General features: G+C 52.7%; 17 protein-coding genes. 9 read left to right on the top strand and 8 right to left on the bottom strand.

Features of this window, described 5'->3' with window-relative positions; genetic code table 11:
• Positions 1-11: 11 nt before the first annotated feature.
• The 4 genes from QWT68_RS00465 to QWT68_RS00450 all read right to left on the bottom strand — a co-directional run bounded on the left by QWT68_RS00465 (position 12) and on the right by QWT68_RS00450 (position 4284).
• On the bottom strand, positions 12-281 hold the full coding sequence (locus tag QWT68_RS00465) for a hypothetical protein (RefSeq protein WP_040285940.1): 270 nt from the start codon (positions 279-281) through the stop codon (positions 12-14).
• Positions 282-486: 205 nt separating this feature from the next.
• Positions 487-3624, bottom strand: coding sequence for a DEAD/DEAH box helicase (locus QWT68_RS00460; protein ID WP_290149008.1), 3138 nt, complete (start codon positions 3622-3624; stop codon positions 487-489).
• The gene (locus tag QWT68_RS00455; RefSeq protein WP_040285942.1) at positions 3597-4013 is read right to left on the bottom strand and encodes a (deoxy)nucleoside triphosphate pyrophosphohydrolase; all 417 of its coding nucleotides are present in this window, start codon (positions 4011-4013) and stop codon (positions 3597-3599) included. The genes QWT68_RS00460 and QWT68_RS00455 overlap by 28 nt, the downstream gene beginning before the upstream one ends.
• Positions 4014-4062: 49 nt before the next feature.
• Complete coding sequence (locus tag QWT68_RS00450; RefSeq protein WP_052461707.1) at positions 4063-4284, bottom strand: hypothetical protein; 222 nt, start codon at positions 4282-4284, stop codon at positions 4063-4065.
• A gap of 84 nt (positions 4285-4368) precedes the next feature.
• Here QWT68_RS00450 and QWT68_RS00445 point away from each other — a divergent pair, with 84 nt between their 5' ends.
• The 6 genes from QWT68_RS00445 to QWT68_RS00420 all read left to right on the top strand — a co-directional run bounded on the left by QWT68_RS00445 (position 4369) and on the right by QWT68_RS00420 (position 11805).
• Positions 4369-4695 (top strand): nucleoside triphosphate pyrophosphohydrolase, encoded by a 327-nt coding sequence (locus QWT68_RS00445; RefSeq protein ID WP_040285943.1) that lies wholly within the window; start codon positions 4369-4371, stop codon positions 4693-4695.
• Positions 4688-7135 carry a DEAD/DEAH box helicase family protein gene (locus QWT68_RS00440; protein ID WP_290149005.1) on the top strand — a complete coding sequence of 816 codons (2448 nt, stop codon included), beginning with the start codon at positions 4688-4690 and terminating at the stop codon, positions 7133-7135. Before QWT68_RS00445 ends, QWT68_RS00440 begins: the two co-directional genes overlap by 8 nt.
• Positions 7136-7204: 69 nt before the next feature.
• Positions 7205-7738, top strand: a complete 534-nt coding sequence (locus tag QWT68_RS00435; protein WP_040285944.1) for a hypothetical protein — start codon at positions 7205-7207, stop codon at positions 7736-7738.
• 220 nt (positions 7739-7958) lie between these two features.
• Complete coding sequence (locus tag QWT68_RS00430; RefSeq protein ID WP_290149004.1) at positions 7959-8945, top strand: bile acid:sodium symporter family protein; 987 nt, start codon at positions 7959-7961, stop codon at positions 8943-8945.
• 198 nt (positions 8946-9143) lie between these two features.
• A complete protein-coding gene (locus QWT68_RS00425) occupies positions 9144-10049 on the top strand; it encodes a D-alanyl-D-alanine carboxypeptidase family protein (RefSeq protein WP_290149003.1) in 906 nt (301 codons plus the stop codon).
• A gap of 139 nt (positions 10050-10188) precedes the next feature.
• Positions 10189-11805 (top strand): thiamine pyrophosphate-binding protein, encoded by a 1617-nt coding sequence (locus tag QWT68_RS00420; protein WP_290149002.1) that lies wholly within the window; start codon positions 10189-10191, stop codon positions 11803-11805.
• Between the two features lie 101 nt (positions 11806-11906).
• On the opposite strand, the gene QWT68_RS00415 is transcribed toward QWT68_RS00420, so the two are convergent.
• Positions 11907-12563 carry a DUF4396 domain-containing protein gene (locus tag QWT68_RS00415; RefSeq protein ID WP_290149000.1) on the bottom strand — a complete coding sequence of 219 codons (657 nt, stop codon included), beginning with the start codon at positions 12561-12563 and terminating at the stop codon, positions 11907-11909.
• Between the two features lie 92 nt (positions 12564-12655).
• Positions 12656-13273 carry a YdhK family protein gene (locus QWT68_RS00410; protein WP_290148998.1) on the bottom strand — a complete coding sequence of 206 codons (618 nt, stop codon included), beginning with the start codon at positions 13271-13273 and terminating at the stop codon, positions 12656-12658.
• A 189-nt stretch (positions 13274-13462) separates the two neighbouring features.
• Here QWT68_RS00410 and QWT68_RS00405 point away from each other — a divergent pair, with 189 nt between their 5' ends.
• The 3 genes from QWT68_RS00405 to QWT68_RS00395 are packed head-to-tail and all read left to right on the top strand — an operon-like array spanning position 13463 to position 15989.
• Positions 13463-14821, top strand: coding sequence for a sensor histidine kinase (locus tag QWT68_RS00405; RefSeq protein WP_290148996.1), 1359 nt, complete (start codon positions 13463-13465; stop codon positions 14819-14821).
• A 15-nt stretch (positions 14822-14836) separates the two neighbouring features.
• Positions 14837-15511, top strand: coding sequence for a response regulator transcription factor (locus QWT68_RS00400; RefSeq protein WP_290148994.1), 675 nt, complete (start codon positions 14837-14839; stop codon positions 15509-15511).
• A gap of 4 nt (positions 15512-15515) precedes the next feature.
• Positions 15516-15989: a hypothetical protein gene (locus QWT68_RS00395; protein WP_290148993.1), complete on the top strand. Its 474-nt coding sequence runs from the start codon at positions 15516-15518 to the stop codon at positions 15987-15989.
• A gap of 118 nt (positions 15990-16107) precedes the next feature.
• Here the strand turns inward: QWT68_RS00395 and QWT68_RS00390 are convergent, their stop codons facing one another.
• Together QWT68_RS00390 and QWT68_RS00385 are read right to left on the bottom strand one after the other, a co-directional pair.
• The gene (locus tag QWT68_RS00390; RefSeq protein WP_290148992.1) at positions 16108-16311 is read right to left on the bottom strand and encodes a transcription initiation factor TFIIIB; all 204 of its coding nucleotides are present in this window, start codon (positions 16309-16311) and stop codon (positions 16108-16110) included.
• Positions 16312-16330: 19 nt separating this feature from the next.
• Entirely contained in the window at positions 16331-16831 is a 501-nt protein-coding gene (locus QWT68_RS00385) for an LURP-one-related/scramblase family protein (RefSeq protein WP_290148991.1), read from the bottom strand.
• Between the last annotated feature and the right edge of the window lie 26 nt (positions 16832-16857).

Below are 16857 nucleotides of genomic sequence, written 5' to 3'. Positions count from 1 at the left end.
CGCTTCCTCTTCTAACTTAGCAGCATTTTTTCGTCGTCATCTTGCTGAGCACTTTTTTCTATTGCACTTTGTTCACTTACCTCTGCAACGTCGTTCTCAGGGGGCAAGGTAACACCAAAGAGAATAAAGAATGCAATGACAGCTAGCCCGAAGTATAGTGCGGCTGATTTTCTAGATCTCTTATCCATCGGCATCCACCGCAACAAAAGAACTGGGCGAATCAAGCCAACAATTAAGGCTAAGAAAGATAATAAAAACAAAAGAAAAAATAAGTTATTCATCTGTCTCCTTCATTCTCGCTATTTCATTCATATACGAGTAGAATACCACAAGACACCAATAAGTTACATTTATATTTTAATCTCGCTAATTTTTTACATCGCACTATATTCAACTTATAATAGGGCACCTATGCATGAAACAAACGTGATTGTTTGAATGAACAGTAACGGTTGTTTGCTGCACAGATGCACTCTTCATAATTCACTAAATCACCCGCAAACTCCTACCACTCATCCCAGCCGGCATCGCTTCATCCAACCGCCAGACGAAACTGATCGGCTGATTGCCTTCGTGGCTTACATACTCCGCTGTGCCAAAGAACGTAAACGGTGACGTAAAGCCGTCTTGTTGCCGATACTCGCGCACAAATAACGCAATCGTGTTACCGGTATCCCGTTGATGAATGTAGCGCTGCCCCGTCGGACTCGTGACCGATGTTCGATTCTGGGATTGCCAGTGGAACAAGTGGTCATTGATCGCATAGTCTTCATATTGCGTGGAAGGAGAAAAATCCTTTTCCGTTTTATTTAATGTGATGAAGAAAATATCCGTCTGCTTGTCCTCTAAGTACTTGACCCCTTCTCGAAATGCAGGTTTTGCCGATTCATTGAAATAGCCAAATGCCGCTAATACTTGGTCGGACGTATACTGTGCATGCACGCGTAACGGAGAGACATACGAAAACGGCGATGGTTTCTCAACGGTTCTAATCCGATTCAGGCATATTGTCAAAACCTCTGTTACTTCCTCTTTCAATTCCTTGCTCATTAGTAATCGCTGCAGCCCATCGTCCATGCTTGAAAATCCCTGTTTCTCCGGCGGGTTGGCAAAGAAAGAGTAGTAGAGCATTCCAATCATCAGGTGCTGTTCTTCCGTGTCTACTCGCCCTGTCGACAAGTATGCTAAATAGAACCGAATGAGATCAACGGAGTCTAAATGGAAAAGAGAATGAATTCGTTTACAGACGATCTCCTCATAGGCACTTGTGAATTCTTCTTTGACCCCAGCTTCCACTCGCAAGCGAGCAAATGTCCGATTGCGACCCTTCCCATAAAAATCAGCAAACGACAAATCATAGTAGCGAAGGAAATTCGCCAGCGTCATTTCTTCCCCTGTATCCGCTTTAAAATAACGCATTTTACGAATCAAATTCGCTTTCGATGTCCGTGACTCTTGGACATTTCGTAGAATATAGTCCTTCGCCTGGCGCTCCATGACAATGGCCGATCCTTTCGGCATTTGAGAAAACCCGTTTTCTACGTAGTGACGAATGGAATGCTTTGTTTTTCCAATGAGCGCTCTAAATTTTGATTCGAATGGATAGTCGGCGTGCGCTTGCCCGACAAAGTCTAATACAGTTAAGCACTCTTTATTATCGGCTAATCGTAATCCCCTTCCGAGCTGTTGCAAGAACACCGTTAGACTTTCCGTCGGACGCAAAAAGAGAATGGTATTCACAGTTGGAATATCGACGCCTTCGTTATATAAATCGACAACGAAGATAAACTGAACGTCTCCAGCTTCAAGCTTTCGTTTTGCTGAGGATCTCTCGTCATCCGATGATTGCCCGTGCAGCGCAATTGAGGACAATCCCTTCGCGTTAAAGTAACGGGCCATATAGAGGGCATGGTCAACAGAGACGCAAAAACCAATCGCTTTCACTTCATCAAGACCTGTGACGTATTTCCGAACGCTCTGGATGACCAGGTCACTCCGCCGGTCATTCGCCGTATACAAATTGGACAGCTCTTGCACGTCATAGCCTTTTCGTGTCCATTTGATTGCAGAAAGATCTACTGTATCCGTTACACAAAAATAATGAAATGGGCTCAACAACTTCCGATCAATCGCTTCTGTCAGTCGCATTTCCGAAGCAATCCGATCATCAAAATACTCCAAAACATTTTCGTTATCCATTCGTTCAGGAGTTGCAGTTAACCCTAACAAAATTGTAGGCGTATAATGACCGAGCAAAGCCCGATAACTTGGTGCGGTCGCGTGATGGAATTCGTCCACAACAATGAAGTCATAGAAATCAGCAGACGTTTTCTCGATCATCTTGCGGCTGTTCCAACTTTGTATACTCATGAACACATGATTCAAACTAGTCGGCTCATGGCGTCCTACAAACAATTCACCGAAGTTTGCGTCCTTTAAAATAGCCCGGAACGTATGTAAGCTTTGCTTTAGTATCTCTTCCCGATGCGCAATAAATAAAAGTTTCGCCTGTCGATTGTTTGCATAGAAACGTTTAAAGTCAAAAGCGGAAATCACGGTCTTTCCAACACCGGTTGCAGCAACGACCAAGTTTCGGGTATGCCCGTAGATTGTTCGCTCTGCTTCCAATTCGTCCAGTATTTCCTGCTGGTAATGATAGGGACGAATATCTAAAAAGTACTGTTCCGCCGAATCGTAAAGCACATTCTTTCGCAATGACGTTTGCACAAGTGCCCAATTGTCTTCATGCTCCATCGCCAAGCTCTTAAATTCCTCGTCATTCCAATAACTCTCAAAGGTCGCTTCAAATTTACGAATGATATCAAACGAATCTTGCTCGGTTACTTTCAGATTCCACTCCAAGCCAGACGTAAGGGCCGGATTCGACAAATTCGACGAGCCAATATACGCCGTACTGAATCCAGTCTTTCGTTTAAACAAATAAGCCTTGGCATGCAAACGAGTCCGTTCTTTGTCGAGCGATACGCGCACTTCCGTATTTGGCAATTGACGCAGCTCTTGGAGCGCTTTGACGTCGGTCGCCTCCATATAAGAGGTCGTAATGACATGAAGACGTCCACCTCGTTCTGTGAATCGACGTAACTCTTCCATAATGATTCGCAAGCCCGACCATTTCATAAAAGACACGAGCCATTCAATCTCGTCAGACGACTCGATTTCTTTCTTGAGCTCTTCGACCATATTCGGTTCTGCATGTGAGCCCGTAAACAAAGAGCTTTGCGACAAAGGGGTCAGCGGACGCTGTACGTTTTGCGCACCAAATGAACGGGCGTTGTTCAACGTCGAATAGACAGCGGTCAGGACTTCAGCTTGTTCATCAATCTTCAAATCGGCAAACTCTGTGTCATCCAGTTGCCGCTGCAAAACATCGATTACTTCGTTACACGTTTGGATCTGGCGTAATAGCGCTTCGTTACGATCGCCACCTTCGCGTATATGCGACAGTGCGATTTTCGTCACAGCCGACACATAGCTCGCCAACACGACACGAGCCTCCGCTTCCTCTAGCGATTCCTTCTCAATTGCAAACGCATCGGAGGATAAAGAAGCCAACTCCTGCTTGACTCGTTCATTGATCAGCTGCTCATACAATCCTTCTTGCATAACGCAATCACCCTTTCTACAGCCGGGATATCTGCCGGCGCCCACTCAAGTGCATGTAACTCTTGCCAAGGGACCCAGCGTAGTTCACTGTGCTCCGTTGCGACTGGCAGGCCCTCTACCAGTGTGGCCATGTATGTCTCTAATCGAATGGTAATGAATCCATATGTATGGGTCGTGTTTTCAACAAAAGCGCCAACAGCAATTTGGCAACCCAGCTCCTCTTGTATCTCTCTTGCTAATGCTACTTCAGCAGTCTCTTCACTCTCCACTTTCCCGCCAGGAAATTCCCAAAAGCCAGGTAACGTCATTTGAAAAGATCGACGAGCGCAGAGAATTTCACGTTGGGCATTTTGGATGATGGCTGCGACTACGTGGATGGGTGTGAGCATTTTTATCAATTCCTTTTAAACGTGATATTCCAATGACTTTAAAAGTAATTCAATATTGATTGTCTAGTATTTCTTTTAATTGTTTAATCACTTCTTCACTCATTTGGATAGTTTGACTAACTGACCCTTGTACTTTACGATCATTTGAACCATATGTATTTATCTGGATGTATTTCCTTCCACCACTCTTAAAAACATTGTAGGTCGCTTCAACTGAACTGTGGAGTTTAGCATTTCTTACTTTTTTCTTAATTTGATTCACTAACGCCATCCATATCAGCTCCTAATAGTTTTGAAAAGTCTATGTTATCCTTTATGATATACTAAAAGTAAAATCCAGGAAAGAGGGATCTATATGCCAACCTACAACAAACTAGTAAGAGACCTAATTCCACAAATCATCGAAAATGACGGCAAAACTCCTGTGACTCGGGTTTTATCTGGTGCTGAATTTGCAGAGGAAGTGAAGCGTAAACTCGCGGAGGAATTGTCAGAGTATGAAGAAGCAGCAACCTCTCGTGAGCGGCTGGAGGAGCTGGCGGATCTGTTGGAGTTGGTCTATGCAGCTGCTAGCTTGGAAGGAGCGGATGAGGATGCATTGCAGGTAATCCGTGAAGAGAAACGCGCGTTACGCGGATCGTTTGATGAGAGGCTCTATTTAGTCGAGGTGCAGGATGACTGATGTCCGGCTGCTGACGCGCAATTTGCTGAGCGAATTGCAGCGGCTTGGCGAGACGGCGGATACGATTTATATCGTGACCGCCTTTTTGATGCGTTCGGGGGTTCGTGAATTGCTGCCAATGCTACAGCGGGCGATCGTGCGGGGTGCCGATGTGAAGATCGTCACGGGCGACTATTTAGCAATTACCCAGCCGGATGCTCTTACGCTGCTTTTTGAATCACTGCCTGAAGCTGAGATCCGGATGATCGAAAGCGGCGGTGTTTCGTTTCATCCGAAAGCCTATCTATTTGGGTCGTCTGCTGGTGATTCTGTGATCGTTGGCTCGTCAAATGTGTCGAAATCAGCACTGACGACTGGGATTGAGTGGAACCTTCACGCTCCCTCGTCAGCCTCTCCCCTACTGTTCGAATCGGCGGCTGCGAAGTTTATGGAGCTGTTTTTATCACCACTCGCTCATGTTGTGAATCTGGAGCAGATCGCTCACTATCGCGAACAGTATGATCGGATGAATGCCCGCCTGCCCTTCAGCCGGGAGTGGGAGGAGGCTGAGGAACTAGCACTAACACTGGGTGCGGCGGAGAAACCGGATGTCGTGTTCGAACGAGCTGACGACTACGGGCCTGTTATATTGGAACCTCGCCCTGCGCAGGCACTTGCCTTGCAGGCGCTGAATGACTCTCTCGCTGAAGGTCGCACTTCTGCGCTTGCCGTGCTTGCGACCGGGCTCGGCAAGACATATTTAGCTGCATTTTTTGCTAAGTCGTTTGGCCGCATATTGTTCATTGCCCATCGGGAGGAACTGCTGTTACAGGCAAAGGCATCATTTGAGCGAGTACACCCTAAACGATCTTGCGGAATTGTCAACGGATTTACGAAAGAAACTACCGCTGACATTGTATTTGCCTCCATTCAAACACTCAGCATGGATCGTCATCTGCGACAATTTGACAGCGATACGTTCGACTTGGTGATTGTCGATGAGTGTCACCATGCGATGGCTGCTTCATATGAGCGGGTGTTGGCTCATTTCACACCAAGGTTCCTGCTGGGACTAACAGCGACGCCTGAACGTCTGGACAATAAAGACGTCTACAGTTTGTGTGATGGAAATGTAGCGCTTTCCGTGAATTTCTTTGAAGCCATTCGAAACGGCTGGCTGTCCCCCTTTGTGTACTACGGCGTATTTGACGAGACCGATTACAGCGGCCTGTCGTTTCGTAATAATCGCTACGATGAGGAAGAATTGCTACAGCTGCAGATCCAAACAGATTATGCGGCAGCCGTATATGCTGCCTGGTGCAAGCATAAACAAACACGCACACTCGCGTTCTGTTCTTCCGTACGGCAGGTACAGTTTTTAAGCAGCTATTTTGCGCAGAAAGGAGTTCGTTCTGTTGCATTGCACGGCAGTAGTGAACGAACTGTGAGAACTACTGCACGAGAGCGGCTGGAGACTGGACAACTCGATATTATTTTTACTGTCGATCTATTCAACGAAGGGGTTGATATCCCCCGTACTGACACACTGCTGTTTGTACGACCAACTGAATCGACGGCTGTCTTTACGCAGCAAATCGGCCGCGGGCTGAGGCTTGCGAACGGCAAATCTCAATGTGTTATTATCGACCTGATCGGCAATTATCGGACAGCTCGCAGTAAGTTTACTGTCTTTACGGATCAGGATTTGAGTGGGACTGCGACAATCACTAGTGAGACGCTCTCCCTGCCTGGCCAATGGGAGTTCAACTTTGAAACAGCCGTCATCGACTTGCTGGAAGCCCTGAAGCCTAAAATGAATCGGAAGGCAGAATTGGTCGCGGCTTTTCAGGATTTGAAACGAACACTCGGACGGCGACCGACTTATTTGGAGTATCACTTGAAGGCGGACGCTAATGCACGGGATATCAAACAATTATTTAAATCCTATCCTCTGTTTCTCCAGAAAGCCGATACACTCAGTGAACTGGAAGAAGAGGTTTTAACATCGTATCGCGAATGGTTTGTCAATGTGTCAACGACCAGCATGACCAAGAGTTACAAGATGGTATTGTTACATGTCATGCTTGCACGGGGTGAACAAGATTGGTATAAACCGATCTCGCCAAAGGAAGCGGCAGCCGAATTTCATCGGTATTTGACGGCAGCACCTTACCGGCAAAAAGACTGGTCTTCCAAGAAAGGCAAAGCACTGTTGACCTATGATGAAACCACTGTAGCGAAACTGATTGCCGATATGCCGATGAACAAATGGAGCGGGTCTGCTAATGGGATTGTGTTGTTTGAGGACGGATTATTCTCCATACAGATCAATCCGCCCGCTGAACATTTGGCCATTTTGTTCGACTGGACACAGCAGATTTGTAACGGGGCCTTGCATATGTATTTTGAACGACGATCAAATGAAGACTTCTCTATTTACCAATCGACTTACACGCCCTGATATGTTCACTACCTCCTAATGAAGGTTATATTTACAAGTAGATTAACCAGCAGAATGGAGGTCATTTCTATGAAGAAGAACTTACTGCTTTTGCTTGTTGCATCTGTATTAGGATTGGCTGCCTGTGGAGAAACTAGTGAGGAAAATGTTGGAGGTACAGTGAACTCTGATGATTCAGGTCCGGAAGCCACAGAACCCGCTGAAGATACCGAACAAAACGTCGAGGGAGAAGACAATGAAATTAATGAAGTAATTGCTGACAACGAAAACTTGAAGGCAACTCTAGTCAAGATTGTAAAGAAAACTCACAGTACTTGGGGAAACTCGATAGAAGTGATTTTCGATGTGGAAAATAAACGTCAAGATAAAATCGAAGTACAAGCACGAAGTGTCTCTGCGGATGGAAGAATGGTCGATGAGACATTACTAAGCATGAGTCAAGAAGTAGCGGCTGGTAAGTCTGCTAAAGCAACCTTGAGTATTGAAGATTACGAGGGATATAAATTCCCCGAATTAAATTCTGACTTAGAAATGGAACTTCATGTATTTAGTTGGGATGACATGGAGTATGAAGAAAACTTCCCTGTGAAAGTGGAGCTATAATTATATTGTTCAAAGACAGGCAGCTACTAAAGTGCCTGTCTTTATTCATTCATTCGCAACCCTTTTATTCTATTGCCTCCTTGCTCACTTTCAATTAATTTAAGTGCAATATGAAATATATCTTGCAACATTCTGATAATTGAGTATAATAGGTTTCATTCTTAGAGCCGACAGAGTTGGTTCTTTTATTACTCAGTTATGAGAAATCGGGGGTTTTTGCATGAAAGTGCTGGAATCGGTGAGTTCGTTTGCCGGGAAGTATTTTGCGGTGTGGGTGATTTTGGCTGCGGCTTTGGCGTTTCTGTTTCCGACGCCGTTTCTTGGACTCGGGGCGTATATTTCGATTTTGCTGGGCGTGGTGATGTTCGGCATGGGACTGACACTGAAGGCGGTGGATTTCAAGATCATTGCGACAAATCCGCTGCCGGTCCTTGTCGGGGTGGCGGCGCAGTTCGTGATCATGCCGCTCGTGGCGTTCGGCTTGGCGTATCTGTTCCAGCTGCCGTCTGAGTTGGCGGCGGGGCTTGTGCTGCTCGGCTGTGTGCCGGGCGGGACGGCGTCGAATGTGATGGTGTATTTGGCGAAGGGGAACTTGGCGCTGTCGGTGGCGATGACGTCGCTGTCGACGCTGCTCGCACCCATTGTAACGCCGGTACTGTTGTTGTGGCTTGCGGGCCAATGGCTGCCGGTCGATCCGCTGTCGATGTTCAAGTCGATCGTGCAGGTGATCATCGTGCCGATCGTGCTCGGCCTGCTGATCCGCCGGTTCTTCCCGGCGGCGGTTGAGAAGAGCGTGTCGGTCGTGCCGCTCATTTCGGTGCTTGCCATCCTGATCATCGTGGCGGCGGTGACGTCCGCGAATGCGGGCAATGTCATCTCATCCGGGTTCGTCGTCTTTGCGGCGGTGTTCCTGCATAACGGGTTCGGCCTGCTGCTCGGCTATATGACGGCGCTCATGCTGCGGCTGAACGAGACGGACCGCCGCGCGATTTCGATCGAGGTCGGCATGCAGAATTCGGGGCTTGGTGTCGCGCTCGCGACGGCGCACTTCGGACCGCTTGCGGCGCTGCCGAGTGTGTGGGGTGCGATCTGGCATAACATTTCGGGGCCGATCTTAGCGACGATCTGGTCGAAGAAGCCGGCCGCGGAACTTGCGCCTGGGGCGGAGCCGGTCGAACCGTCTGTGCAGCGGGCGGAGACGCTTTGAATTGATTTATGGACATACGGAGTGTACCGGGTATCCTGAGGCGGATGCCCGGTTTTTTGGTGTGTCTTCAGACCGTGCTGCATCCCTAATTGATTCTCAGAGAAGGCTGTTAAGAGAATCTTCATAGATATGCTGCCCTGCGCTTCATTATTTCGTCGTATGCTTGAGGCTGAGGTTTGATCAGAAAGGCTGATACTGATGTGGAAATTATTCCGTTTGATACTCGTAATTGCATTGCTTTTCTTTATTGGCTCCCAAGTCGCCGGCCGCGTCCATATCGGCCTGCCTGGAATGTTGGGCGGCGCTCCAGCGGACGGGTATGCGAGCCCTCATATCTATATGACGGAACGCGGCAGCGGGAAGATTGCCTATGCGAAAGAAGCGGAGGCAAAAGCTTTTCCGGCATCGCTGACGAAAGTGATGACAGTGCTCGTCGCTCTGGAGCACATCGATGATTTATCGGCTGCCGCGCCTGTCGATGTCGAGACCTACCAGCGGATGGTGGCGGTGAACGCATCGATGGCCGGGTTCTACGGCCGTGAACGGGTCACGTACCGGGATTTGCTGTACGGGACGATGCTGCCGTCGGGCGGCGAGGCGGCGAATTCACTGGCTGTTCACATTGCGGGCAGTCCGGCTAAGTTTGCCGGGCTGATGAATGAAAAAGCGGCGGCGATCGGGATGACCGGGACGCACTTTGTGAATCCGGAAGGACTGCATGATCCGCAGCAGTACACGACGGCGGCCGATATGGCGAAGCTGCTCGATCATGCGCTGGACAACCGGGACTTCCGCGCGATCTTCACACGAGGTCAGTTCCAGACGACGGCGACCGCCGATCATCCGGGCGGCCTTCTGCTCCGATCGACGGTGCTGTCCTCGCTCGCTGGCGCGGAACAGCCAGGGTTCGAGATTCTCGGCGGCAAATCGGGCACGACGTACGAAGCCGGTCAATGCTGGGCGACGCTGGCGGCAATCGGGGATTCGGAATTCATCACGGTTGTGATGGGCGCACCGCTCGGCGATATCAGTAAGCCGGATTTTGCGCATCGGCAGGATACGCTGACGCTGTTATCCGAGGCAGCTGCGGGACGGCTGAAGTAATTTCTCATACCTCTCGGCCGACTCACTGAAGTACCGGTTTTCGCAGAATCACCTCCAGCGTTTGTTGCGGATTCATCCAGGGAAGACTGAGAATGATCGGAATGACTGCAGACACAACAGCGATGAGGAGAGTGATCGTGTGGCAAACACAGCGAAAACAGTGGCACAGGTGATGCTGGAACAGCTGTCCCTGTATGGCGTGGAACGGATTTACGGAGTGGTCGGGGATGCGAGTTTCGGACTGATCGATGCGCTCGCGAAGCAGGACGACATTGAATTCATCGCCTGTAAGCATGAGTCGGTGGCGGCCTTCATGGCGTCGGCGGAAGCGAAATTGACCGGCCGGCTCGGTGTCTGCACGGCAACGATGGGTCCGGGAGCGACGAACTTGCTGAACGGTCTCGGGGATGCCTATGCGGATCATGCGCCGGTCCTGGCGCTGACAGGACAGGCGCCGAGCGATAAGATCGGCACGGAATTCCCGCAGTTCATCAACCTGCAGGACCTGATGAAGCCGTTCGCGCTCTATTCAGCGAATCTCGCGAGTCCGGATGCCGCGCTCGACCTGCTGGAACGGGCTGCCGGGACATCGCTCCGCCAGCGCGGTGTCACGCATCTGTCCGTGCCGAAGGATCTGTTCATGGCGGAGTCGTCGGATACGTCGCGGCCGCTTGCGGATGTCATCGAAGGGGCCGCCGTCTTCACGGAGGAAAGTCTGACGAAAGCGGTATCCATCATGAAGTCCGCCAAGCGGCCGATGATCCTCGCGGGAGCCGGTGCGTCGGAAGCCGTCGATGATCTGAAACGGCTGTCGGACAGCTGGGGTGCAGGAATTCTCGCGAGTCTCGGCGGGAAAGGTCTCGTGGAAGCGTCCTTCCCGCATATGCTGCAGGGGATCGGCGAAGGCGGCAATCCGCATGCGTCCCCATTGCTTAAGGAGGCGGATGTCGTGCTGCTGGCCGGGACGACGTGGTGGCCGGAGGGGCATGTGCCGTCCGCTGCCCAGGTGATCCAGATCGACCGCCACTTCGACCAGCTGGAGAAGACGATCCCCGTCAGCCTCGGCATCACCGGCAATACGGAAGACGTGCTGCCGTTGCTGGCGGACGGTCTCGAAGGGTTCTCCCGTTCGGATGACTGGCTGGCCCGCTGCACGGACGTCAAAGAGAAATGGGACCGCCAGAATGAAGAGGAAGGCAATACGGAGGGCTTCCCGGTCCATCCGTCGCGTCTCATGCGCGCACTCGACCGCACGGTTTCGTCCGATGCCATCCTGGCTCTCGATACGGGCGACAACACCGTGTGGATGAACCGCAACTTCCGGCAGACGGACCAGACGATTCTCGTATCCGGCTACTGGCGGACGATGGGCTTCGGCCTGCCCGCCGCCATGGCCGCGAAGCTCACGCAGCCGGAGAAACAGGTCGTGGCGATCGTCGGGGACGGCGGTCTTGAGATGGTGCTTGCCGATCTGCTGACGGCGGCGCGGTACCATCTCAATATTACGGTCGTCGTCCTGAATAACGGCTCGCTGCAGATGGAAGTTGATAAGCTGAAAGTGCTCGATGCAAAAGGGATCGGTACCGAGCTGACGAACCCCGATTTTGTCGGCGTCGCGGAAGCATGCGGCTGGACAGGGTTCCGGCCGGATTCCGATCAGGCTCTTGAGTCGGTGCTGGAAGAGGCACTCCGCACGGACGGCCCGGCGCTCGTCGATGTCCGGACGGCGCAGGCGTTCTTCCCGGAGACAGAATAAGCAAAACAGCGGTGATCGCGAGTCCGATCACCGCTGTTTTTTATTGGCACAGCCGATACGAATATGTTGACACAGCTTCGAAACAGCCTCCCACTCTATCGTCACATCGCTTCCTTGATGCCTTTCCTGATAAGCCAGGCGTTCGCCGGGTAGCTCGTGGCAAATCCTAAAATCATCGCGATCTGCATCATGAACCAGTAGACGGGACTCGTCGGTTCGGGCGGTGTCTGGAATAGCACGTAGTGGACAAGCGCCATCCAGCCGAACATGCCGACTTCGAAGGCGATCAGCGAGATGGTATCCGCTTTGGCGGCGCCGATGAGGGCATGCATCTTGCCCTGCTCTTTGTTCATCGGGTAGATGGACGCGAACTGGAACAGGATGCCGAAGATGTAGGCCAGTGCGAATTGCATGACATAGTGTGCGAAAAGCACCGTTCCTGCAATAGTGAAGCCCGTCAGCGCGACAATCGGAACGGCGACTGCATCACCGAACGAACAGCCTGACGCACAGTGCGATGTCGAGACGAACACTTTGGCGCCTTTTCCCCGTGTGTGGGCGATGTCCATGTTCTTCGCCTGGATGCGTCCCCATTTGTAGTAGGCGATCAGTGCGATCGGCCCGAAAAACCAGCCGTTCAGCGGCCAGACGACATTCATGATCGCCATCTTCTGCGGGTGGCGGATGATGTCTATGATAATCACGGCACTGCTGAGCAGGCCGATGGCAATAGCAATCCAGGAAATGACGACAAGCATATTCTCACCTCTCTTCCGTCTATAACCTTCAAGCCGTAAATGAAAACAGCAGCACCGCTTTCCCAGTATGGGATGCGGTGCTGCGCGGCTGATCAGTCTTCTTTCGCTGATAGTTCGTCTTCCGTCACCCATTTATGATTCTTCACTTCGTCTCCGCCGTCGGTCGGCATGTAGTCGATCATATAGACGGTCGTCTCTTTGGACGTTTCGATGACGGCTTCCGCCCCTTTCATGCCTTTCATATGATCGGCGAGCACGGTCACTTCGGTGCCGTCTTCCACGGGCGCTTCCGGAGCATCCTCGAGTTCTTCCTGAATGACCCACTTATGATTCTCCACTTTCGCTCCGCCGTCCGTCGGCTCGTAGGTGATGACATACGCCGTCGTACCATACGCACCGACGATGGTCGCCGTCGCGCCTTTCATGCCGGGCATATGGTCGGTCTCGATGATCGCTTCCGATCCGACCGGATACTTTGGATCGGCCGCTTCCTGCAGCCCGTCCGGGATCGAGCCGTCGGAAGAGTGCTCCATTCCTTCGTGCCCGGACTCCTCCTGCTCCCCGGCGTCCTGATTTTCATCAGCAGCTGTATTCTGATCCGCGCCTTGGGTTTCCTCGACGCCGTTTTTCTCCTGCTCTTCCCCTTCGGAAGCGCATCCCGCAAGGACGAGGGCGAGCGCTGCGCTTGCTGTCAGTAAATATTTTTTCATGAAAATTCCACTCCTTTTTCCGATGTCGCTGTCTGTCTTCCCCGGAGACTTCACGGGATAACCGATTTTCGCGAAGTCCTTACAAACTTCTTATTTGCGTTCGATTTGATGATGTTTCCCGTGCGTTCTGCACAAATTTTCGATACGTTAGCGGTATACTGTGGACACGAATGAAAAGGGGCACACATTGTGAACAAGATATCGACGAAGCTGGCAGCCGCATTCATCGTCTCCTTTCTGGTCATGGACACGGCGCTGATGTTGTATTTGCACCATATGATCACGGATGCCCGGGTCGAGGAAGAGCTCGATCGGCTGCTCGAGGCCGGCGGCAATCACCGGGATGTACTGGAAGACAACTTCAGCGACCGGACGCTCGCACACATCTTCCTCATGGAGCGCGGGGACAGACGCAGCGTCGCCGTCCTGGACAGTGACGGCCGGCCGATCGGGTTTTCATCCGGAAGCGAAGAGCGGTTTTCGCCGTATCTTCCGGACGTCCGCGATATGGCCGGGGCCGATGACAGGATCCTGTCCCGTGACTGGAAGTCCTCGCCGTATCTCGTCGGCGTCCATCCGTTCCGCGCCGGGGCGGACAGCGGCACGCTTGTCATGCTGCAGAGTACGGCGCCGATCCGCCAGCTCGTCAGCCAGCTGAATGTGCATTTCCTGCTGGCGGGCGGCGGCAGTCTCGTGATCCTCGTGTTCGTCTATTGGCTGCTGTCGAAGTGGCTGACGCGCCCGCTCATCCGCATGAAGGAAGCGGCGGAGCAGATGAGCGACGGGTCGTATAACGTCGATCTGCCGGTGATGCAGGAGGACGAACTCGGCGAACTCGCTGCCGCCATCCGGAAGCTGTCCGGCGATCTCCGGCGGGTCAAGCGGGAGCGGAACGAATTCCTCGCCTCCGTGTCCCACGAAATGGGGACGCCGCTCACCTATTTGAAAGGATATACCCGCGTCGCGCAGCGGCCGGATCTTCCGGAGGACGAGCGGACCCGGTATTTATCCATCATCGAAGAAGAGGCGGCCCGGCTCGAGTCGCTCGTCAAGGATCTGATGGCACTTGCGCGGATGGATGAAATGACGTTCAGTGTTGAGAAAACGGACTTTGAGGCGGAGGAATTTATCCACACCGTGCTGCAGCTGGTGAAGCCGGCGTATGATGCGAAAGGCATTGCGCTGCACCTTGTCCTGTCCGGAGATTTCACGGTGCACGCGGACCGGATGCGGCTGGAGCAGATCGTGCTCAATCTGCTGGACAACGCCCTTCATTATTCGGAAAGCGGCACAGCGGTGACGGTGCGGATGGCCCGGGAGCAGAAGCAGACCGTCCTGCAGATCGAGGACGAAGGACGCGGCATCCCGGTGGACGAACAGCCGTATGTGTTCGACAAAATGTACCGGGTGGAAAAATCACGGTCCCGAGCGTTCGGCGGTGCGGGGCTCGGTCTCGCCATCGTGAAAGAGCTGACGGAGGCGCACGGCGGGACGATCCGGCTGGATAGCGAACCCGGGCGCGGCAGCATCTTCACGATCCGGTTATGAGGAAGGAGTTTGGCAATGCAGACAATTTTACTGGTGGATGACGAACAGCGGATGCTCGACCTGCTAGAGCTGTTTTTGCTGCCGGCGGGCTACCGGTGCCTGAAGGCGGACAGTGGGGACGACGCACTCCGGCTGTTGGCGGCAGAGACGGTCGATCTCGTCCTGCTCGACGTGATGATGCCCGGGCTGGACGGCTGGGAAGTGTGCCGGCGCATCCGGCAGCAGTCCGCCGTGCCCGTCATCATGCTGACGGCGCGCGACAGCATGCCCGATGTCGTGAAAGGGCTTGACGAAGGCGCGGACGATTACATGACGAAGCCGTTCGATGAGCGGGAACTTTTGGCACGGGTCCGGGCGGCGCTGCGGCGGGTGCCGGTCGGATCGGAGACAGAGGTGCTCCGTGCCGGGGAAGTCGTGTTGGATTTGGAGTCCTATTCCCTGCGATTCCGGGAATTTGTTGTGCAGCTGACAATGAAGGAATTTTTAATTGTGGAAGCGATGATGCGCCGGCCGAACCGGACGTTCACGCGGGAGGACCTGCTGCAGGTGGCGTGGGAGCACGATACCTACACGGAAGGCCGGACCGTCGATTCCCACATCCGCAACTTGCGGGACAAACTGCGGCGGGCGGATTTCCCGGTGGAGTCGATTTTGCAGACGGTGTGGGGCATCGGGTACAGGTGGAAATGAAAGGATGCAAAAGCGCTGCGTGACACGCTGCGCTTCTGCTCGTTTTGTCGGTGTGAGTGGCAGTTTTGGCGTGGCCTATCTGCGACTCGGCTGGCTTTTTCGGCGTGAGTCGCAATTGGGGACCGCCTATTTGCGACTCGGCCGGTTTTTTTGGCACCAGTCGCAATTGGGGGCTGCCTATTTGCGACTCGGCCGGTTTTTCTGGAGCGAGTCGCAATTGGAGACTTTCTATTTGCGACTCGGCCGGTTTTTTCCACGCGAGTCGCAATTGGGGGCTGTCTATTTCCACGTTGCTTCCAACCCTCGCCTGCTTCATGCAATTAAGACCCGCTTAACCGACACTCGTGCCAAATTCCGCACGCGCCAGGAAGATAAGACGCCCTTAACCGACACTCACGACAAATTCCAGCCGCTCCAGGAAGATAAGACGCTCTTAACCGACACTCGCACCAGATTCCCCGCCGCTCCAGGAAGATAAGACGCCCTTAACCGACACTCGCCCCCATTCCCCGCCGCGCCAGGAAGATAACCCGTTTCCAGCCGCCGTCCCCGCACTCAAAAAAGCATCCCGCCGCGGCGGGCTGCTTCTCATTTCATCATAACGTGCCTTTGAATCTCTCCGGGCTGCTGACGTACGATTCCAGGATGTAGCCGCAGTCGGTGCAGAGCAGATACTCGACGTTGGAGCCGAACCGGACTTTGCCGATCGGTGACATGACGGCGTAGCCTCTCTGCCGGCCCCGGCCAAGCTCCCGGCTGCCGCATTTCGGGCATGCTGTGTCGGTGCTTCCGATGTCCATGCGCAGGATCCCTCCTCTCTCAGAACGCTCCGGCTGCGGACGACGCTCCGGCCTGGTCGGCTTTGACGCAGTCGATCGCGATGACGAGGGCGATGATGAACGTCTCCATCGACTCCTCGAATACTTGGATGTTATACGTATCGCCCCAGTCGAACCATTTCTTGTCGACGGTGCCGGCGGTCTTTCCGTCCTTCAGGATGTCGAAGTTCATCTCCCACCAGGTGCCGAGCACTTCGATGCCGGCTGCGTCGATCGTGTAGCGCGGCTTGAAGAACGAAAACTCTTTGCGGATTGTGACCGTTTCCTGGCCGACGGCCTCGACGGTGAACACCGGCAGGAAACTGAACGGCTTCTTCGTGATCACCGCGATTTCGTGACCCGCCATATCGGCAATCGTGTATGTCTTCGGAATCTGCAGGAAACTGCCGCCCACTTCATAGACGTCCCGCCCTTCGCTGTCTTTCACCGTGAACTGGCCGTTCAGCCGCATCCATTTCTGCCGGATGATGAACTCCTTCATACCGATCCCCCGCTTTCGCTGTCATA

The organism is Sporosarcina trichiuri, assembly GCF_030406775.1.
Classification (GTDB): domain Bacteria; phylum Bacillota; class Bacilli; order Bacillales_A; family Planococcaceae; genus Sporosarcina; species Sporosarcina trichiuri.
Note: the sequence above shows the minus strand (reverse complement) of the source record. Positions and strands in the feature narration are given on the sequence as shown.